This window comes from Hydrogenophaga sp. 2FB (genome assembly GCF_005503365.1).
Taxonomy (GTDB): domain Bacteria; phylum Pseudomonadota; class Gammaproteobacteria; order Burkholderiales; family Burkholderiaceae_C; genus Hydrogenophaga.
In genome coordinates, this window is the sequence record NZ_SCML01000021.1 from 42832 (window position 1) to 61802 (window position 18971).

An 18971-nucleotide genomic window follows, 5' to 3' on the forward strand; every position below is an offset into this window, starting at 1 on the left:
ACCTCCATGGAAACCACCACCATCCTCACCTGCGCCGTCACCGGCAACCTCACACGCCCGGACCAGACGCCGCACCTGCCGGTCACGCCGGAACAGATCAGCGACGCCTGCCTGCAAGCCGCCGACGCCGGCGCGGCGGCGGTGCACATCCACGTGCGCGATCCGAAAACCGGCACGCCGTCCATGGACGTCGATCTCTACGCCCGCGTGGTCGAGACCCTGCGCCGCGAGCGGCCCGAACTCATCATCAACCTCACCACCGGACCGGGCGGGCGTTTCGTGCCCAGCGCGGACGAGCCGCGCGTGGCCGGCCCCGGCACCTCGCTGCTGCCACCCGAACAGCGCGTGGCGCACATCGCGGCGCTCAAGCCCGACGTGTGTTCGCTCGACCTCAACACCATGAACTCGGGCGAGCAGGTGGTGATGAACACGCCCGCCAATGTGCGCCGCATGGCGGCCGTGATCCGCGCGCACGGCGTGAAGCCGGAGCTCGAGTGTTTCGACACCGGCGATCTCGTGCTGGCGCAGACGCTGATCGCCGACGGCACGCTGCGGGGTCCCGGCCTCTACACCTTCGTGATGGGCGTGCGTTACGCGCTGCCGTTCACGCCCGGCGCGCTGATGCTGGCGCGTTCGCTGATCGCGCCCGATGCGTCCTGGTCCGCCTTCGCCGTGGGCCGCCACGCCTTTCCCGCCGTGGCCCAGGCCCACCTGCTGGGCGGCAACGTGCGCATTGGCCTGGAGGACACCATCTACCTCGACAAGGGCGTGCTCGCGCGCAGCAACGCCGACCTCGTGCGCAAGGCGCGCCGCATCGTCGAGGACCTCGGCGGGCGCCTGGCCACCTGCGCGCAGGCGCGCGAGCGTTGGCGCCTGCGCGCGGACAACGCCGCGCACTGAATCACTTTTTTCACTTCATCAAGGACGCTCACCATGACCCCTGTCACCCCTTCGCGCGCGCTGCGCGTGCTACAGAAGGCCGCCACGCCCGACGCGCTGCAACTGCAGGTGCAAACCCAGGACTTGCCCGATGCGCCGCCCGGCCATGCCGTGGTCGAAGTGCTGGCCGCCGCTGTGAACCCCAGCGACGTCAAGGCCGCGTTGGGCCTGATGCCGCAGGCCGTCTGGCCGCGCACGCCGGGGCGCGATTTCGCCGCGCGCGTGGTGTCCGGGCCGGACGGCTGGCCGGGCACCGAGGTGTGGGGCACCGGCGGTGACCTGGGCATCACCCGCGACGGCAGCCACGCGCGTTACCTGGTGCTGCCGGTGCAAGCGCTGGTGCGCAAGCCCGACGCGGTGCCCACGGCGGCGGCCGGCACGGTGGGCGTGCCCTTCATCACAGCCCACGAGGGCTTGCGCCGCGCGGGTCTGCGCGGCGCGGGCCAGACGGTGGTGGTGTTCGGCGCCAATGGCAAGGTCGGCCAGGCCGCGGTGCAGCTGGCCACGCGCGCCGGCGCGCGCGTGATCGGCGTGGAGCGCGGCGCCAGCGCCTACCGTGGCCACAGTAGCGGGCCCGTCGTGTTGCTCGATGGCACGCGCGCCGATCTGGGCGAGGCCGTGCTGGCCGCCACGGACGGGCAAGGCGCCGACATCGCCTACAACACCGTCGGCTCACCGTATTTCGCGGCGGCGCTGCAAGGCCTGGCCGTGGGCGGCACGCAGATCCTCATTTCCACCATCGAGCGCACGGTGCCGTTCGACATCCTCATGTTCTACCGCCGCAACCTGCACCTGCTGGGCGTGGACAGCCTCAAGCTCGGCGTGGTGGATTGCGCCGCCATCCTCCACGCGCTGGCGCCCGGTTTTTCGGACGGCTCGCTGCGCGCGTTCGACGTCGACGCCGACGGCCTGGTGCCGCTGGACGGGGCGGCGGACGCGTACCAGCGCGTGATCGCGGGCTCGTCCTCGCGCGTGGTGCTCGCGCCCTGACGCCGGAGGCCGCCATGCACCTGGTTCGACACGTCGACGCACCGGCCTACGACGCACCCGGCCACGCCGGTTTTCAGATGGTGCGCCTGCAAGGCCGCGAGGCCGGTCCGGGCGATGCCGCCTGGATCGGCCTGTCGGTGGTCGCGTCCGGCGGTAGCACGACACTGTCGGCGTCCGCGCTGGAAAAGTTCTATGTGGTGGTGGACGGTGAGCTGGAGATCACCGGTGTGCTGCCGGACGGCACCACGCGGGTCGAGGTGCTGCGCGCGCTCGACAGCTGCCGCATCGCACCGGGCGAAGCGCGGATGCTGGTCAACCGGGGGAACGCGCCGGCGCGGGTGCTGCTGGTGATGGCGGAGCAGGGGCGGTAGCGTCGGGGCAAGCCCGGGCGTTTCCCATCTGTTGGGAATCGAACGCCAAAGCCGTTGACCGACCCCATACCGCCGCTCTACCGTAGCGGCCACATCACTTCATTCACAAGGGGTACCCGCACCATGGCTTCCGATCTCACCGACGAACAGAAAATCGCCACCTTCCGCAAAATGGCCGACGCCTGGGAGCGCAAGGACTGGCGCACCTGCGCGGACCTTCTCACCGAGAACGGCCGCATCCACTCCATGATGAAGGAGGAGGCCACGGTGGGACGCGAAACGTTCTACCAGCGCATGGTCTCGATGAGCTCGCCGGACAAGCAGGTCAAGCTGCACATCGACCGCATCGGCATCGTCGAGGGCGCGCTCGTGTGCGAGCGCCGCGACGAGATCACCGTCGACGGCGTGAGCCGTTCGGTGCCCGTGGTCGGCATTCTGGACTTCGAAGGCCCGCTGATTTCCCTGTGGCGCGAGTACTACGACCGCGCGCAGCTCGTGGCCGCACAAGGCAAGACCGCGATCCAGCACTGAGCGCCACCGCGCCGGGCCAGCGCCCGGCGCTGACCCGCCCTCAATTCACGGTGAGCACGATCTTGCCGATGTGCTGGCTCGACTCCATCAGCGCGTGCGCGCGCCAGGCTTCTTCGAAGGGGAAGGTGCTGTGGATGACGGGCCGCACGCTGCCGGCCTCGATCAAGGGCCAGACTTTCTCCTTCAATTGCTGCGCGATCTCGGCCTTGAACGCCACCGTGCGCGGGCGCAGGGCCGAGCCGGTGATCACCAGGCGCTTGAACACGATGTCGCCCAGCGGCAATGCCGCCTCCGCGCCGCGCAGGAAAGCGAGCAGCACCAGCCGGCCGTCGGGCGCGAGCACGCCGATCTCGCGCGCCACGTAGTCGCCGCCGACCATGTCGAGGATCACGTCCACGCCGCGGCCTTGCGTGGCCTCCTTGACGACGGCCACGAAGTCCTGTCGCTGGTAGTTGATGGCCTGCGCGCCGAGCGCTTCGCAGGCCTGGCACTTCGCGTCGTTGCCCGCCGTGGCGAACACGGTGTGGCCCAGGGCGCGCGCGAGCTGGATGGCGGTGACGCCAATGCCGCTGGAGCCGCCTTGCACCAGCACGCTCTCGCCGGGCTTGAGCCCGAACGGGCCAAACAGGTTGCTCCACACGGTGAAGAAGGTTTCGGGGAGCGACGCGGCTTCCACCAGCGTGAGGCCGGCGGGAACGGGCAGGCAGTGCGAAGCCGGCGCCGCGCAGAATTCCGCGTAACCCCCGCCGGGCGTCAGCGCGCAGACGCGATCGCCCTGTTTCCAGTGGGTGACACCTTCGCCCACCGCCTCGATGGTGCCGGCCACCTCCAGCCCGGGCAGGTCCGAGGCGCCTGGCGGCGGGTTGTAGCGGCCCGCGCGCTGCCCCACGTCGGGCCGGTTGACGCCGGCCGCGGCCACACGGATCAACACCTCGCCCGGCCGAAGCTCGGGCAGGGGTCGTTGAACGGGAACAAGGACCTCCGGGCCGCCCGGTCTCGAAATTTCAATGGCATTCATCATCTGCATCGTGCGTGCTCTCAAAAAAGGTTGTCTGCAAAAAAGGCATGGTCGCCCGTGTGACAACCGGTCCCCCATTGAACGGGTTCAAAATCCGAACCGCAACCGGTACCTGAAGTCTTTCCCAATCCATGAGAAACGTCGACCCCCTGAGCGGCACGCGCAGCGCCGCCAAAGCCATGGCTTTGCTGAGGCACGTCGGTGCGCACCACCCCCAAGGATTGCGCCTGACCGAATTGATGGCCTGCTCGGGACAGGACCGCTCCACGGCCCACCGTTTGCTCGCGTGCCTGGAGGAACACGGGCTCGTCGAGAGGGCCTTGCCCTCCAAAGCGTACCGGCTCGGGTTGGCGTCGCTGGAAATGGGTTGGATGTCGGCGGGCATGGGCCCCGTGGTCGAGCGCTTTCTGCCCTTGATGCGCCGTCTCGCCCGGCAAACCGGCGACACCACCGTGTTTCTCATGGTGCGCGCGGGCGATCACGCCTTGTGCCTGCACCGCGAAGAGGGCGGCGCACCGATGAAGGCCTTGACCACGCAGCCGGATTCGCGCGTGCTTCTGGGGCGCAGCCTGGCCGGCATGGCGATGCTGGCGCACCTCGACGAAGCGGAGGTGGCCGCGACGCACGAACGCCATGCGGCCGACTACCAGCGACACGCCATGCCTTATGCCAGGCTGCACAGGGCCTGGCTGAACACGCGCAGCGCCGGGTTTTCGGAGATGGAGGACCCGCGCCAGGAAGTCATTCGCGGTGTGGGCTGTGCGATCCGCCTGTCGCCCAACAGCCTGATCGGCATGAGCATCGCGGCCATCGACACGCGCATGCCGCCCACCCGGTGCCGCGAACTCGGTGCGCTGCTGCGGGCCGAGCTGAGCAGCCATGCGTGGACCGGAGGTGCTCGCTCATGAGGCCCGTGGTGGAGGGTGCACGCAGCGCGGGCAAGGCCCTGGCGCTGCTGCGTCTGGTGGCCATGCACCACCCGCATGGCTTGCGCCTCACCGACGCGATCGGGCTGAGCGGCCTGGACCGCTCCACCGTGCACCGGCAACTGGCGTGTCTGATCGAAGAAGGATTTGTCGATCGCGCGCAGCCGTCGAAGCGGTACCGGCTGGGCATCGAGGCGATGCAGCTCGGTGTGGGGACGGCAGCGATGAGGCCGCTCGTGCAGCGCTTCAAGCCGGTGATGGAAGATTTCGCGCAGCGTTCGGGCGACACGGTTTTTCTCATGGTGCGCAGCGGTGACCACGCCTTGTGCCTGCATCGGGAAGAGGGCGGACACACGGAGAGCGGGCTCATCGTCGAGCCCGGCATCCGGCGCGTGCTGGGCGTGAGCGCCGTGGGGGTCGGGGTGCTCGCGCGCTTGCCCGACGCCGATGTCGAGGCCATTTACAGCCGGCGACAGCCCGAGTACCGAACGGCGGGCATTTCGCTGGAGCGGCTGCGCGATCGCGTGGAAGAGACGCGCCACCTGGGCTACTCCCAGGCACCCGATCCCCGCACGGGCGAAACGCGTGGGGTGGGCTGCGCGGTGAGGTTGTCGGATGCCAGCTTCGCCGGCGTGAGCGTGGCGGCGCTCAACGCCCGCATGTCAGCCGGGCGGCGGCGCGAGCTGGGTGGGGCTTTGGTGGAGGCCTTGCGGTCGTTTGAGGTGTGTGCCGCTGGCTGAATCGCGTTGCTTGCGCAGCCAGGCAATAGAGCGTCCGCCCAGGGGCCGTTGCAAAACCTCCTGCGCAAGGTCGATCGCATCAAGCAGACCGGGCAAGGAGATGCCTGTTGAAAAGCCACTGCGTTCGGCCAACAGCACAAGGTCTTCGGTCGCGAGGTTGCCCGCCGCACCGGGCGCGAAAGGGCAGCCGCCGATGCCGCCCACGCTGGCGTCGAAGCGCCGGATGCCGGCTTCCAGCGCTGCCCAGGCGTTGGCCGCGCCCATGCCGCGCGTGTCGTGAAAATGCACCGCCAGTTTGTCTGCTGCGATGGCTTGCGTGAGTGCGCCCATGCGTTCCTTCACCATGCCGGGTGAGGCCGATCCGATGGTGTCGGCGATCACGATTTCGTGGGCGCCGGCTTTTGTCATGCGCAGCGAGAGGTCGACAACGCGGTCCAGCGGGGTCTCGCCCTCGAACGGGCAATCGAAGGCCACCGCCACGTAGGCGCGGGTGCGCAGCCCGAGCGCCAGTGCGGCTTGCAGGGTCTGTTCGCTCACCGCGATGGCTTCGTCCAGACCCATGTTGATGTTCTTGCGGTTCATGGTCTCGGTGGCCGAGAGCACCACCGCGATCTCGTGCGCACCCGCGGCATGCGCCCGCTCCAGGCCCTTGCGGTTGGGCACCAGCACGGAGCTGCGCAGCGCAGGCAACCGCGCTTGAACCTGCGGCAGCAGGTCGGCAGCGTCGGCCATCTGCGGCACGGCCTTGGGGGACACGAAGCTTGTGATCTCCACACTGCCGATACCGGCGGCCGCGAGGCGTTCCACCAGCGCGAGTTTGTGCGCGGTAGAGGCGTGCACCGCCTGGTTCTGCAACCCGTCGCGCGGCGCAACGTCGGTGATGTGCACGCGATCCATCAAGCCACCGCGCCCGTAGCGCGCAACGCCGCCAGGTGTTGCGCGTCGTAGCCGACCAGATCGCTCAGCACGCGGTCGGTGTCGCGCCCGAGCGTCGGCGGCGCTGTCCACTCGGTCGCCTTCGCGGCGGACAACTTGATCGGGTTGCCGGGCATGGGCATGACCTCGCCGGTGTGCAGGGTGACGTCTTTCACCATGTCGCGCGCGCGCACCTGGCTGTCCGACAGCGCCTGCGCGAAGTTGTTGACCGGCGCGCAAGGGATACGCGCTTCGCGCAGACGGGCCACCCATTCGGTGGTGGGGCGGGTGCGGAATTTCTCGGTGATGAGTCCATCGATCCGGCCCTTGGCGGCGAAGCGCACCGGCTGCTTTTTCAGCGCGGGGTCTTGCAACTCGGGAATGCCGCTGAATTCGGCGAAGCGTTCGAAGAAGGCGTCGCCGATGCAGGCCACGATGACGTGGCCGTCGGCCGTGGGGTAGCAGTTGTAGGGCACGTGGACGAAATGGCCATTGCCGATGCCTTCGGGCACGTGGCCCGACATGAGGTGCATGGTGGCCATGTAGTTGAGCATGGAGATCTGCGCATCCAGCATCGACACGTCCACGTGTTGCCCGAGGCCGGTGCGCTCGCGCTCGGCCAGCGCGGACAACACGCCGATCGCACCGAACAGGCCACCGCCGAGGTCGCCGATGGGAATACCGCCGCGGATGGGGCCTGTCTCCGGCGAGCCGGTGATGGACATGCCACCGCCCATGGCCTGCACCACCTGGTCGAACGCGGGGCGCTGCGTGTCCGGCCCGGTTTCGCCAAAGCCGGTGACGCTGCAGGTGATGATGCGCGGGTTCACCGCGGCCAGCGCCGCGTGGTCGATGCCCAGGCGGCGTGGCACACCGACGCTGAAGTTGTCGAACACCACGTCGGCGCGGCGCACCAGGTCGAAGAAGACGGCGCGGCCCGCGTCGCTCTTCAGGTCGATGCAGACACTGTCCTTGTTCCGGTTGAGCGTGAGGAAGTACGCCCCCATGCCGTCGCGCGAATAGTCCGGGTCGTGTTCGAGCAAACGGCGCGTGCCTTCGCCAACGCCTGGGGGCTCCACCTTGATGGTGCGCGCGCCCAGGTCCGCCAGCAGCATGGTGCCGTAGGGGCCCGAGAGCATGTGGGTGAGGTCGAGGACGGTGATGTGTTCGAGTGCCATGGCGAAGAGGAGGGTGGTGTCGTTCAGATGAGGCTGGCCTGTACCTGGGCCAGGGTGCGGACGTCCGCGTATTTCGCGCTCAGGTCGAACAGGTTGGCTTCGTGCGGGCCGCTGTGGCGGTCGCCGCAGGCGTCGCCCACCACGACCGGGATGAAACCGTGCTGGATCGCGTCGACCGCGCTCGCGCGCACGCAGCCGCTGGTGCTCATGCCGGCGAGCAGCAGGCAGTCAACACCCTGCGCGCGCAACAGGCTGGACAGCGAGGTTCCGAAGAAGGCGCTGGCGTACTGTTTGGTCACCACGGGTTCGTCAGGGCGGGGTACCAGCGCGGGAACGAATTCGGCCAGCGGATGCCCTTCGCAGAAGACGCGCAGGGCCGGGATCTTGCGAAAGAAGACGCCGCCGTCCAGGCCGTCTTCGCGGTAGCTCACGCGCGTGTGGCACACCAGCATGCGGCGCGCGCGGGCCCACGCCAGCAGCTGTGTGGCTTGCTCGGCGGCTTGCGGGCAGTTGGCGAACAGGGGCGAGTCCGGGATGAAGTAGGCCTGTGCAAAGTCGATCATCACCAGCGCCTGCCGATGTCCATAACCCAGGTTGGCGCCGAAAGCGGGGGACGTGGCGTCAGGCGTGCCCATGCTGCTTCTCCCCCAACAAGGTTTGCTTGGCTGAGTGAATGTGGCTGCTCATCACGCTCTTGGCCCATGCGCTGTCGTGTGCGGCGAAGGCGTCGAGCAGTTCGCGGTGGTGGCCAAAGCTGCGCGCCAGGCGCTTGGTGGTGTATTGGCGAAAGGTCTGTTGCACGATGGGCACTTCGATCGCGCTGGCCAGCATGGACACCAGCCGTTCGTTGTGGCTGGCCTCGGCCACGATGCGGTGGAATTCGCGGTTGAGGCGGCCGATGCGCGCAGTGTTCTCGGTGCCGATGTCCGGCCCGTTGAGTTCGATCTCGTCCTGGATGCGCGTGAGCTCGGCGAGTTCTTCGGGCGTGATGCGCGTGGCGGCGTGGCCGGCGATTTCGCTTTCGATGAAAACGCGCACCTCGAAAATCTGGCGCATCTCTTCGAACGACCACTCGCGCACCACCGTGCCGCTGTTGGGCTTGAAACGCGCGAAGCCGTCGGCGACCAGTTGGCGCATGGCTTCTCGCACGGGGGTACGCGAGGTGTTGAACTCGGCGGCGACCTGTTGTTCGGTGATGCGCCCACCCGGCGGGTAGCGGCCGTCGATGATCTGCTCTTTGATGGCGCCGTAGATGCGGGCGGCGACGGTTTCCATGGACATGTTCGTGGCCTCGTTCAGTGTCGTTCCAGCAGCGCGCCGAAGCCACCCACCCGATCGGTGATGCCGGATTCGCGCAGCGCGTGCCAATAGATGGCGGTGTTGATCGCGACCACCGGGCGCTTGAGCCAGATCTCCGCGCTGCCCGCCAGCCGAGCCATGGCGAGGTTGGTGCCGACCTGCACGATGCCGTCGATGTCGTCGCCGTCGACTTCGATCAACGCGTCGCGCAGTTCGGTTTCGCTCACGTGCGCGATCTTCACCGGGCTCTCGCATTTCAGTCCCTTGATGCGCCGCACCTCGAAGCCCGACTCTTCAAAGAAGCGCTGCACGTTGCGGTCGCCCACGGGTTGGTAGGGCGTGACCACGCCCAGGCGGCGCATGCCCAGCTTGGCGAACGCGGCCGCGCAGGCTTCGGAGCCCATGGACACCGGCAGCTTCGTGCGCTCCTCCAGGTGCTTCTTCAGGTCGCGGCTGGCCTTGAGGCCGTCCCAGAACGTCTCCGCCGAAATGCCCAGCACGAGGCGGTCGGGCTCGCAGGACATCACCGCGTCCACCGCCTCGTCCTGCGCATCGGCGATCAGGGTGATCAGGCGCTGGAAATCGGCGTCGTCGTTCAACGCGATGTTGGGAATGCGGATGCGGCTGATGTGGTTGGTGACCCCGGGCGGACGCATGGCGTCGAACTCGGGTTGCACGCTGGTGTTCGTCGAGGGGATGAGGACGGCGAACTTCTGTCGCCAGCCGAGGGAGTCGCTCAAGGTGGTCTCCTGACGCAAGCTGAATTTCGGCGAATTGTACACAATCAAAGCATTTTGAAAACTTATTTAAGGCGTAGTGGAAACCACTTATCAAAAAAATACAGATCAATTGTCGACAATGAGAGCCGTCGCTGTTACGCTAACGGCTCCTACCAACCGATGACGACAGAACGATGACCACGGCAACCGATCCCCGATACATCGCGCCCACCGAGGGCTTTTTCACCACCCTGGCGGCCATCGCGCCCGAGCGTCTGGCGGCCGTCGAGGGCATCAAGCCCAAGGGGCGCGTCGAGGTGCGGCGCGCCATGGTGGGCGAGGACATCCTCATGCTGCACGTGGTGCGCGAAAAGGGTCTGATCGACCCGGTGCACAAACACGATGACCACGAAACCGTTGCCTACCTGATCCGCGGCAAGTTGCGCCTGGTGATCGGTGGCGAGGAGTTCATCGCCGGGCCAGGCACCTCGTGGCGGCACCCGCGCGGTGTGGAGCACTTCAGCGAAGCGCTGGAGGAATGCGAGCAGCTCGAGATCAAGTCCCCGGTTCGCAAGACCTGGGTCTCGGAAGCCTGAAGGGGCATCACGCCATGGCTGCCACCGCACCCACCTGGACCACCGAAGGCGAGCACCTGTTGACACAGGAGAACCTGCGCCTCTTGCTGGACAACCGCATCTCCGTCATCCGCATCCCTGGCTTTGCGACGTCCGCCGAATGCACGAGCTTCACCGAGGCCGCGCGCGCGGGGAACATCAAGTACTACAGCGTGGCCAAGCGCATTGGCTACATCGGCATGGCGCAGTACGAATACCGCTGGGACCGCCCGAAGGAAGACTTCTTCGCCGCCGTGCCCGACGCGCAGTGCGATCTGCGTGACGTGATCGCGCGCTGCAGCTTCGATCCGCTGCAGCGCCTGATCGACCGGCTGCAAGCCGTGTGGCCGAACCCGGTGGGCGTGGCGCGTGAAGCGCTGGGTGCGTACTACGCCGGCATCATCCGCTTCGCAAGCGAAGGCGTGGACCTGCACGTGGACTGGGCCCCGGTCAACGCGCCGCACTACGCCATCGGCCACATCGACGGCCAGCTCGGCTGGAACTTCTTTGCCGAGGAACTGGCATCGGGTGGCGAGACCACGGTGCACAACGCGCCATGGGACCCGCAGGTGGCGGCCGGTGAAATCCCCAAGAGCTATGGACTGGAGCCCGAACTTGTCGAAGGCTCACCCAAGGCGGTGTACAAGGCCTCGGCGGGCGATGTGGTCTTGTTCAACACGCGCAACCCGCACGAGATCGTTGGCGGCACGCCCAAGCCCGGCGGCAGCCGCATCTCCATCGGCTCGTTCGTGGGGCGCATGCCCGATGGCGAGTTGGTGCTGTGGTCGTGAGGGCAGCACGATGATCGTCGAAGCCCGCACCTACGTCCTGCATCCTGGCCAGGTGGCACGCTTCATGCAGTTGATGGCCGAGGGCGGCATCGACATCGAGAAGCGGCACCTCGGCGGGCTTCTGGGCTTCTATTCCACCGAGTTCGGATCGATCAACAAGGTGCTGCACATGTGGGCCTTCGTGTCGCACGACGACCGCACGCGACGACGACAAAGCCTCTACGCGGACCCGCAATGGCAGGCCTTCGTGCCCACCGTGCTGCCACTCATCAGGGACATGACAAACGAAATCCTGGTTCCCGCGCCGTTCTCTCCGCCGATCGCTCTGGCGAACGGGGACGATGTCGGCGGGATGGTTTCCACCTCAACGGACGTACGCACATGAAGCACCTCAACACACTCCTCTCGCTCGCTTTCGCCGCCACGCTGCTGCCCGGCGCAGCTTTGGCCCAACTCGCGCCAGGCCCCAAGGTGGTGATCCAGGCCGTGACGCAGGCCACACCGACCCTGCCGCAGTACACCCGCGTGGACCAGCCGATCCTGCGCGACGGATTGGCCAAGGCCTCCAACGGGCGCGTGGAGGTGGTGCTGTCGACCTGGCCCGAACGCAATGTGTCGGGCCCCGAGGTCTTGCGCCTGGTGCGCGCGGGTCAGATCGACATCTCCACCTCGCCGTTGACGACGGTGTCGGGCGACGTGCCGATTCTGGACGGCGTGGACCTTGCCGGGCTGAGCACCGACATCCGCCAGGCGCGGCGCATCGCCGACGCGATGATGCCGCTGGCCAACAAGGAGCTGCAGCGCCTGGGCATCAAACTGGTGGCCACCTTTCCCTTCACCGCGCAGATGTTCTACTGCCGCAAGCCGATCAACACCCTGGCCGATCTGAAGGGGCTGCGCATCCGCACCAACGGTCCGTCGACCTCGGACCTGCTCAAGGGCATCGGCGCGCAACCGGTCTCGATCGCCTTTGGCGAGGTCTACACGGCGCTGGAGCGCGGCACGCTCGATTGCAGCGTGTCGGGGGCCAGCGCGGGCAGCAGCGCCAACTGGGCCGAGGTGACATCGCATCTCTATTCGCTGCCGCTGTCGTGGTCGGTGGCGGGCTACTTCGTGAACCTGGCCTGGTGGGACAAGCTCGACCCGGGCGTGCGTGCCTTGATGGAGAAGACCTTCGCGGATGTGCAGAACGCGCAGTGGGCGCTCGGCCTGGAAGCCAACGCCGACGGCATCGCCTGCAACGTCGGGCGCAACGCCGACTGCAAGATCCACAAGCCGGTGCGCAAGCCGATGGTGGAGAACAAGCCGCAGGCCGATGCCATTGCCGTCGTTCACGAGCAGCTGACCGAATCGGTGCTGCCGGGTTGGTTCAAGCGCTGTGGTGACAAGTGCCTCAACGCTTACAAGGAAGTCATCGCGCCCATCACGGGCATCCAGGTCACACCACGGTAAAGCATGCTGCGTCTCATCACTTGGCTCAGCCGCCATGCCTTGGCGGCCGCAGGCTTCGCCTACCTGGCGATCACGCTGCTGATCTGTTTCGATGTCGTGGGCCGACGGCTTCTCGGCTTTTCCACCGGGTCCACCACGGAACTTACCGGCTACCTCATGGCGGCCGCCATGAGTTGGGGCCTGGCGGGCACCTTGATCGAGCGTGCCCACGTGCGCATCGACGTGCTGGTGCAAAAGGCGCCACTCCCGGTGCGCGTGTGGCTGCATGCCATTGCCATCACCGCGCTGCTGGTCTTCGGCATCTTCATGGCCTGGGGGGCCGTGCACATGACGCTGGAAACCTACGAGTTCGGCGCGACCGATCTTTCGGTCTGGAGCATCCCTTTGGCGATCCCCCAAGGTATCTGGGCCGCCGGGTTCGCGCTGTTGCTGCTCGGTGTGCTCGCGCTCATCGCGCGGGCGGCGTCGCTCATGCTGAAGCGCGACTACCAGGGCGTGGACCGCCTGCTGGTGGCGCGCAGCTATGTGGATGAGGCCACGGAAACATTGGAAGCGGTCGGACAAGCCAACGCCCAGACAAACGCCCAGGCAGGAAAGTTGTAAATGCTAGCCATCGGATTCATCGTCATCGTGGGCCTCGTGCTGGGCATCGCGTCTCTTTTTGGCGCGGGCTCGCACGCGAGCGCCGCAGCGTCCGTGGCCACGGCCGTGCCCTGGTGGGCGCTGGGCGCGGTGCTGGCAGCCTTCGTCGTGTTCTTTGGCGGCGGCGTGTACGTCGGCGCGGCGCTCGGTCTGCTGGGGTTGCTGGCCGGTTTCGGTTTGTCCGACCGTCCCTTCTGGAATTCCATTGGCGACATGTTGTGGGCGCCGTCGAACAACTTCGTGCTGGTGTCCGTGCCGCTCTTCCTGCTGATGGGCGAGGTGATGCTGCGCACCGGCATTTCGGAGAAGCTCTACCGCACGCTCAACATCTGGATGGGGCGGCTGCCGGGCGGCATGCTGCACACCAACATCGCGTCGAGCAGCGTGTTCTCCGCCATTGCCGGCTCGAGCGTGGCCACGGCTGCGACCATGGGGTCTGTCGCGCTGCCTTACTTCGAGAAGAGCCGCTACTCACCCAAGATGGTTCTGGGCTCGCTCGCGGCGGGCGGGGCACTGGGCAACCTCATTCCACCGGGCATCACCTTCATCATTTACGGCCTGATCACCGAGACCTCGGTGGGCGACCTGTACCTGGCGGCCGTGGGACCGAGCCTGCTGGTCATCCTGCTGTTCACGGCGGTGATCATGGTTCACAGCCGCAACAAGAACTACCAGGACACGGGCGAGGCCAGGCAGAGCCTGACATGGCGGCACCGCGTGGCCTCGCTGGCCGACCTGTTGCCCACGGTGATCCTGATCGCGCTGGTGCTCGGTTCGATCTACGCGGGCTGGGCGACGCCCACCGAGTCGGCGGCCTTGGGTGTGGCTGGCAGCATCGTCATTTCGCTGGTCGATCGCAAGCTGAAGTGGTCGATGCTGACGGACTCGATGCGCGCCACAGCGCGCACCACGTCGATGATCGCCTTGATCCTGTACGGCGCGTACTTCCTGAACTACATCCTGTCGTCGCTCGGCGTGCCGCAGATGCTGGCCAGGTTCCTCACCGAACTGCCGCTGCCGGGCTGGGGCGTCATGCTGATCATCATCTGCTTCTACCTCGCCATGGGCACCTTCATGGAAGGCATGGCGATGGTGATCACCACGATCCCGCTGATCTTCCCGGTGGTGGTGGCGCTGGGCTATGACCCGATCTGGTTTGGCGTCGTGATCACGATGCTGGTCGAGATCGCGATGATCAGCCCACCGGATGGCACGGTGCTCTACGTGCTGCAGGGCATGCGGCGGCAACCCGGGCCGATCACGGACGTGTTCTCCGGCGTCATGCCGTTCATGTTCGTGTACATCCTGGCGGTGTGCCTGTTGCTGGTGTTCCCCGACATCGCGATGTGGCTGGTGGGACAGGCAAGATAAGTTCAGCGCCCTGGGCGCGTGCCCATGGCCGTGAGCACGCCCAGACCGATGAACGAGGTGCCCGCGAGCCGGTTGCCCCACAGACGGTGCCTGGCGGCCCGACCCAGGCGCGGCGCGACGAGGCTTGCCGTCAGCACGTAAATGACGTCGGTGCAGAAAGCGATGGCAATGAACACGCCGCCGAGCGCGAGGGTCTGCACCAGCGGGTTGCCATGCGTGTGCATGAATTGCGGCAGAAAAGCGGCGAAGAACAAGGTGGTTTTGGGGTTCAGCAGCGCCACCACAAAACCGTCGCGAAAGACGTGCCGCAAGGGCTGTGCGGGCGCCTGCGAGGTTGCGGTGTCGGCCACCGGCGAAGCCGCCCTCCACATGCGGATGCCGAGGTACACGAGGTAGGCGGCGCCGGCCCACTTCACCACGGTGAACGCGGCCGACGACACGGCGAACAAGGCGGCCAGGCCGAGCGCCGCGCCCAAGGCGTTGGCGAGATTGCCCAGCGCGACACCGAGCACGGACGCGAGACCGCACGCGCGGCCCTGCGCCAGGGTGCGGGCCACGATGTAGACGACGGCGGGGCCGGGGGTGAGGGCCAGGACCAGGCTGGCACCCACAAAAGCCAGGAGCAAAGGCGTTTCGGGCAACATGGGAACTCCACGGAGGGCTGGGTTCACCAGTATCGCCGCGCGGGGGCTTATGTGCTCGCCCAGGGCAGGGGCGCTTCGTTGAGCCCCCAATAGAAACTCTTCTGGCTGGTGTATTCGAGAATGCCCAGGCGGCCCTTCTCCTGGCCGTAGCCGCTCATCTTCACGCCGGTGAAAGGCGTGCTGATGGAGAACACCTTGTAGGTGTTGATCCACACCGTGCCGGTCTGCAGCGCGCGCCCGATGCGCCAGGCGCTCTTGAAGTCGCGCGTCCAGATGCCCGAGGCCAGGCCGAACATGTTGTCGTTGCACTGGGCGATCAGGTCGGCTTCGTCCTTCCACGGCAGCAGCGCGAGCACCGGGCCGAAGATCTCTTCCTGGCACATGCGCGCGCTGTTGGGCAGGCCTTCGAAGATGGTGGGCAGGTAGTAGCTGCCGCCGTCAAAGAAGCTGCCCGTGGGCCGCTCGCCGCCGCACAACACGGTGCCGCCTTCGTCGCGGCCCATCTGCACGTACTTCTCCACCGAAGCGCGGTGGCCCAGGTTGACCAGCGGGCCCATCTGCGTGTCTTCGCTCGATGGATCGCCCACGCGCAGCTTCTTCACGCCCTCGAGCAGGCGCGCCTTGAACTCGTTGTAGACGCTCTCGTGCACGAAGGCGCGCGAGCCGGCGATGCAGGACTCACCGGAGGAACTGAAGATGCCGTAGAGCACCCCGGCCACGGCGTGGTCCAGGTCCGCGTCGGGCATGACGATGGTGGGCGACTTGCCTCCGAGTTCGAGCGAGGTCGGCATCAGCTTCTCGGCCGCCAGGCGCTGGATGCCCATGCCCACGGTGGTGCCGCCGGTGAAGGCGATGCGCTTGATCAGCGGGTGCTTCACGAGCGCATCACCGACGATGCTGCCCTTGCCGGGCAGCACGCTGATGATGCCGTCGGGCACGCCGGCCTGCTGCGCGATCTTCGCCAACTCCAGCGCCATGCGCGGCGTGATCTCGGCGGGCTTGAACACCATGGCGCAGCCGGCGGCCAACGCGGGCGCGAGCTTCTGCGCTTCGCTGGCGATGGGGGAGTTCCAGGGCGTGATGGCGCCCACGACACCGAGGGGCTCGTTCACGCTCATCGACAGGAAATCGCCGCGCGAGGGGGTGATGGTGTCTTCCCAGGTCTCGGCGGCGGCGCCGAAGAACTGGAAGGTGCCGGCGGCGCTGGCCACGAGGGCGCGGCATTCCTTGATGGGCTTGCCGTTGTCCAGGCGTTGCAGCTGCGCGAGCTCTTCGCCGCGCTCGCGGATGCCGTTGGCGATGCGGTAGAGGATGCCGGCGCGTTCGTGGTGCTTGAGCTTGGCCCAGGCCGGCTGCATGCGCGCGCGCTCTGCGGCTTGCACGGCCTCGTCCACATCGGCGGCGGTGGCGGCGTTCAGGCGCGCCACGGCGCTGCCATCGTGCGGGTATTCGGTGGTGTATTCGGGGCCGGAGGCGTCGCGCCATTGGCCGGCGATGAAGCTCTTGAGTGGTTCGGTCATGGCTTAGAAGCTTTCTGAGTAGAGGGCCAGCGCTTCGCTTTCGCTCACATCGCGCGCGTTGTTGTCGAGCAGGCGCCGCACGTCCATGGCCGCGCGCGCCAGTGTGGGCACGTCGGCCTCGGCAATGCCCACGTCGCGCAAGCGTTGCGGGATCGGGGCTTGCGCCACGTGTTGCTCCATCAGGGCGATGAAGGCGTCTGCGGCGGCTGCATCGTCCTGGCCCAGGCACACGGGGTCCAGCGCGCGCGCCAGTTCGGCATACCGATGACCCACGACCGACCGGTTGAAGCGCAGCACCGGCACCATCACCAAGGCATTCGCCAGGCCATGCGGCATATGGAAGTGGCTGCCCAGGGGGTGCGCCAGCGCATGGATGGCGGCGACCGGCGCGTTGGCGAAGGCCATGCCGGCCAAGGCAGAACCCAGCAGCATGCCTTCGCGGGCTTCGATGTCATTGCCCTGCGCGACCGCGCGCCCGAGGTGGGTGTGGAGCAGCTGCAACGCGCGCACCGCGAGCGCGTCGGACACCGGGTTCTTCAGATGCCGCGTCGTGTACGCCTCGATGGCGTGCACCATCGCGTCGACGCCGGTCATGGCGGTCGGCGCGGGCGGCAGGCCCAGCGTCAGGGTGGCGTCGAGCACGGCCACGTCGGGCAACAACAGCGGGCTGATCACGCCGCGCTTCTGGTGGTCGGGCGTGGACACCACGGACGTGGGCGTGGCCTCCGACCCCGTGCCCGCCGTGGTGGGCACCTGAATGAGCGACAGGCGCGGACCGCGTGCGCGGTTCGGGCCGTAGATGTCGGCCAGCGCTTGTGGCGTGGCGGCCAGCAGCGCCACGAGTTTGGCCGTGTCCAGCGAGCTGCCGCCGCCCAGGCCGATGACGCCATCCGCGCCCGCCGCACGCGCTGCTGCCGTCGCCGCCAGCACCACGTGTTCGGGTGGGTCGGCTTCGACCTGGTCGTACACCGTCACGCGCAGGCCCGCGTCGCGCAATGCGGCCACAGGGGCATCCACCATGCCCGCGCGAACCAGACCCGGGTCTGTCACGACGAAAGCATGCGCACAGCCCTTGCCTTGCAGCAGGGGCGCGAGCCGAAGGGCCGCGCCGCGCTCGCAGAGGATGCGGGGCGGGGAGTCGAACTGGAATCGAAGCATGGTGGGCCGCGCGATGCGGCGAAAAAAAGGCCGCCATCCGGTTCGTGAGGCGGAGCAATCCCCTCGCATGCCGGACGTGCGATGTGACAGACGGAGAAAGGGAAGGCCACCGAGAGCAGCGCCCTCGGTGCGACCGGGCGGGCTTAGTTGACGGAGATCCGGGTCTTCGTGATCAGCTCGCCAAAGGTCTTGTGGTCGCGCTGCAGCACCGTGCCGAGTTCGGCGGGCGTGGTGGTCACGCTTTCGAAACCCATGGCCTGCACGCGCTCGATGGACTCGGGCTTCTTCAGGCTCTTGTTGATCTCGGCGTTGAGGCGGTTCACCACAGCGGCCGGCGTGCCGGCCGGCGCGAACACGCCGTGCCAGCCGCTGACCTTCTCCAGCTCGGGCAGGCCGAGTTCGCGGAAGGTGGGCACGTCGGGCAGGGCGGCGGCGCGCTTGGGGCCGATCACGGCCAGGGCCTTGAGCTTGCCGCCCTTCACGTGGATGGCGCTGCCGGAGTCGAAGGTGAAGTCGACCACGCCGGCCAGCAGGTCCTGGATCGACGGCGCCAGGCCCTTGTAGGGCACGTGGGTGGCGGTGGTGTTCGTTTCCAGGTTGAGCAAGGCGCCCGCGACGTGCGGGAACGAGCCGTTGCCGGTGGAGGAGTAGTTCAGCTTGCCGGGCGATGCCTTCATGGCGGCCACGAGGCCCTTGACGTCGCTCACGCCCAGCTTGGGGTGGGCCAGCAAGGCCATGTTGAGGCCGGCCGTCATGGCCACGGGCGTGTAGTCCTTGATCGGATCGAACGGCACCTTGTCCATCACGTAGGGGCCGAGCGTGAGTGTGCTCGACGCCAGCATCAGCAGTGTGTGGCCATCGGCCGGCGAGCGGCGCACGAAGTCGGCTGCGATGTTGCCGTTGGCGCCGGCGCGGTTGTCGATCACCACGGGCTGGCCGAGGGCTTCGCCCATGTCCTTGGCGACCATGCGGGCGATCGCGTCGATGGTGCCGCCAGCGGGCACCGAGACCACGATGGTGATGGGCTTGTTGGGGAAGGCTTGGGCCAGTGCGCCGGTGGCGCAAGCGGACAGGGCGAGAGCGGGGATCAGTTGGCGAATCACGGGGAACTTTCTCGGTGAATGGGCGGATGGGATGGGGGAAATTCTAGGCA

The 18971-nt window shown here is 67.4% G+C and carries 22 protein-coding genes; 12 read left to right on the forward strand and 10 right to left on the reverse strand.

Annotation, left to right across the window (positions count from 1 at the left end; translation table 11 throughout):
- Nucleotides 1-6 precede the first annotated feature (6 nt).
- From FFS09_RS13935 to FFS09_RS13950, 4 genes are all read left to right on the forward strand, one after another.
- Complete coding sequence (locus FFS09_RS13935; protein ID WP_137919495.1) at nucleotides 7-900, forward strand: beta-keto acid cleavage family enzyme; 894 nt, start codon at nucleotides 7-9, stop codon at nucleotides 898-900.
- A gap of 33 nt (nucleotides 901-933) precedes the next feature.
- Nucleotides 934-1929 carry a quinone oxidoreductase family protein gene (locus FFS09_RS13940; protein ID WP_137919496.1) on the forward strand — a complete coding sequence of 332 codons (996 nt, stop codon included), beginning with the start codon at nucleotides 934-936 and terminating at the stop codon, nucleotides 1927-1929.
- A gap of 14 nt (nucleotides 1930-1943) precedes the next feature.
- Nucleotides 1944-2300, forward strand: a complete 357-nt coding sequence (locus tag FFS09_RS13945) for a cupin domain-containing protein (RefSeq protein ID WP_137919497.1) — start codon at nucleotides 1944-1946, stop codon at nucleotides 2298-2300.
- Between the two features lie 123 nt (nucleotides 2301-2423).
- Nucleotides 2424-2831 carry a limonene-1,2-epoxide hydrolase family protein gene (locus FFS09_RS13950; protein ID WP_137919498.1) on the forward strand — a complete coding sequence of 136 codons (408 nt, stop codon included), beginning with the start codon at nucleotides 2424-2426 and terminating at the stop codon, nucleotides 2829-2831.
- 40 nt (nucleotides 2832-2871) lie between these two features.
- Here the strand turns inward: FFS09_RS13950 and FFS09_RS13955 are convergent, their stop codons facing one another.
- Nucleotides 2872-3849, reverse strand: coding sequence for an NAD(P)H-quinone oxidoreductase (locus FFS09_RS13955; protein WP_137919554.1), 978 nt, complete (start codon nucleotides 3847-3849; stop codon nucleotides 2872-2874).
- Nucleotides 3850-3980: 131 nt separating this feature from the next.
- On the opposite strand from FFS09_RS13955, the gene FFS09_RS13960 reads away from it, so the two are divergent.
- Nucleotides 3981-4757 carry an IclR family transcriptional regulator gene (locus tag FFS09_RS13960; RefSeq protein ID WP_137919499.1) on the forward strand — a complete coding sequence of 259 codons (777 nt, stop codon included), beginning with the start codon at nucleotides 3981-3983 and terminating at the stop codon, nucleotides 4755-4757.
- Nucleotides 4754-5515, forward strand: a complete 762-nt coding sequence (locus FFS09_RS13965; RefSeq protein WP_137919500.1) for an IclR family transcriptional regulator — start codon at nucleotides 4754-4756, stop codon at nucleotides 5513-5515. Before FFS09_RS13960 ends, FFS09_RS13965 begins: the two co-directional genes overlap by 4 nt.
- On the opposite strand, the gene FFS09_RS13970 is transcribed toward FFS09_RS13965, so the two are convergent.
- The 5 genes from FFS09_RS13970 to FFS09_RS13990 are packed head-to-tail and all read right to left on the reverse strand — an operon-like array spanning nucleotide 5438 to nucleotide 9647.
- Nucleotides 5438-6415: a hydroxymethylglutaryl-CoA lyase gene (locus FFS09_RS13970; protein WP_171020021.1), complete on the reverse strand. Its 978-nt coding sequence runs from the start codon at nucleotides 6413-6415 to the stop codon at nucleotides 5438-5440. The two genes, FFS09_RS13965 and FFS09_RS13970, sit on opposite strands and share 78 nt — an antisense overlap.
- Nucleotides 6412-7608 (reverse strand): CaiB/BaiF CoA transferase family protein, encoded by a 1197-nt coding sequence (locus FFS09_RS13975; RefSeq protein ID WP_137919502.1) that lies wholly within the window; start codon nucleotides 7606-7608, stop codon nucleotides 6412-6414. The genes FFS09_RS13970 and FFS09_RS13975 overlap by 4 nt, the downstream gene beginning before the upstream one ends.
- A gap of 23 nt (nucleotides 7609-7631) precedes the next feature.
- The gene (locus FFS09_RS13980) at nucleotides 7632-8243 is read right to left on the reverse strand and encodes an isochorismatase family protein (RefSeq protein WP_137919503.1); all 612 of its coding nucleotides are present in this window, start codon (nucleotides 8241-8243) and stop codon (nucleotides 7632-7634) included.
- Entirely contained in the window at nucleotides 8230-8889 is a 660-nt protein-coding gene (locus tag FFS09_RS13985; RefSeq protein WP_137919504.1) for a GntR family transcriptional regulator, read from the reverse strand. Before FFS09_RS13985 ends, FFS09_RS13980 begins: the two co-directional genes overlap by 14 nt.
- A gap of 14 nt (nucleotides 8890-8903) precedes the next feature.
- The gene (locus FFS09_RS13990; RefSeq protein WP_137919505.1) at nucleotides 8904-9647 is read right to left on the reverse strand and encodes a maleate cis-trans isomerase family protein; all 744 of its coding nucleotides are present in this window, start codon (nucleotides 9645-9647) and stop codon (nucleotides 8904-8906) included.
- Nucleotides 9648-9820: 173 nt separating this feature from the next.
- On the opposite strand from FFS09_RS13990, the gene FFS09_RS13995 reads away from it, so the two are divergent.
- From FFS09_RS13995 to FFS09_RS14020, 6 genes are read left to right on the forward strand one after another with little or no spacing between them, the layout of a single operon-like run.
- Entirely contained in the window at nucleotides 9821-10222 is a 402-nt protein-coding gene (locus tag FFS09_RS13995) for a cupin domain-containing protein (protein ID WP_137919506.1), read from the forward strand.
- Between the two features lie 14 nt (nucleotides 10223-10236).
- The gene (locus FFS09_RS14000) at nucleotides 10237-11031 is read left to right on the forward strand and encodes a hypothetical protein (RefSeq protein ID WP_137919507.1); all 795 of its coding nucleotides are present in this window, start codon (nucleotides 10237-10239) and stop codon (nucleotides 11029-11031) included.
- A gap of 10 nt (nucleotides 11032-11041) precedes the next feature.
- Nucleotides 11042-11416 (forward strand): NIPSNAP family protein, encoded by a 375-nt coding sequence (locus FFS09_RS14005; RefSeq protein WP_171020023.1) that lies wholly within the window; start codon nucleotides 11042-11044, stop codon nucleotides 11414-11416.
- Nucleotides 11413-12483, forward strand: coding sequence for a TRAP transporter substrate-binding protein (locus tag FFS09_RS14010; protein ID WP_171020024.1), 1071 nt, complete (start codon nucleotides 11413-11415; stop codon nucleotides 12481-12483). The genes FFS09_RS14005 and FFS09_RS14010 overlap by 4 nt, the downstream gene beginning before the upstream one ends.
- Before the next feature lie 3 nt (nucleotides 12484-12486).
- Nucleotides 12487-13086: a TRAP transporter small permease subunit gene (locus FFS09_RS14015; RefSeq protein WP_137919510.1), complete on the forward strand. Its 600-nt coding sequence runs from the start codon at nucleotides 12487-12489 to the stop codon at nucleotides 13084-13086.
- On the forward strand, nucleotides 13087-14496 hold the full coding sequence (locus FFS09_RS14020) for a TRAP transporter large permease (RefSeq protein ID WP_137919511.1): 1410 nt from the start codon (nucleotides 13087-13089) through the stop codon (nucleotides 14494-14496).
- A 2-nt stretch (nucleotides 14497-14498) separates the two neighbouring features.
- Here the strand turns inward: FFS09_RS14020 and FFS09_RS14025 are convergent, their stop codons facing one another.
- The 4 genes from FFS09_RS14025 to FFS09_RS14040 form a co-directional block, all read right to left on the reverse strand.
- Nucleotides 14499-15140 carry a LysE family translocator gene (locus tag FFS09_RS14025; RefSeq protein ID WP_137919512.1) on the reverse strand — a complete coding sequence of 214 codons (642 nt, stop codon included), beginning with the start codon at nucleotides 15138-15140 and terminating at the stop codon, nucleotides 14499-14501.
- Between the two features lie 47 nt (nucleotides 15141-15187).
- Nucleotides 15188-16660, reverse strand: a complete 1473-nt coding sequence (locus FFS09_RS14030; protein ID WP_137919513.1) for an aldehyde dehydrogenase — start codon at nucleotides 16658-16660, stop codon at nucleotides 15188-15190.
- A 3-nt stretch (nucleotides 16661-16663) separates the two neighbouring features.
- Nucleotides 16664-17818 carry an iron-containing alcohol dehydrogenase gene (locus FFS09_RS14035; RefSeq protein WP_137919514.1) on the reverse strand — a complete coding sequence of 385 codons (1155 nt, stop codon included), beginning with the start codon at nucleotides 17816-17818 and terminating at the stop codon, nucleotides 16664-16666.
- A 143-nt stretch (nucleotides 17819-17961) separates the two neighbouring features.
- On the reverse strand, nucleotides 17962-18921 hold the full coding sequence (locus FFS09_RS14040) for a Bug family tripartite tricarboxylate transporter substrate binding protein (protein ID WP_137919515.1): 960 nt from the start codon (nucleotides 18919-18921) through the stop codon (nucleotides 17962-17964).
- Nucleotides 18922-18971 lie beyond the last annotated feature (50 nt).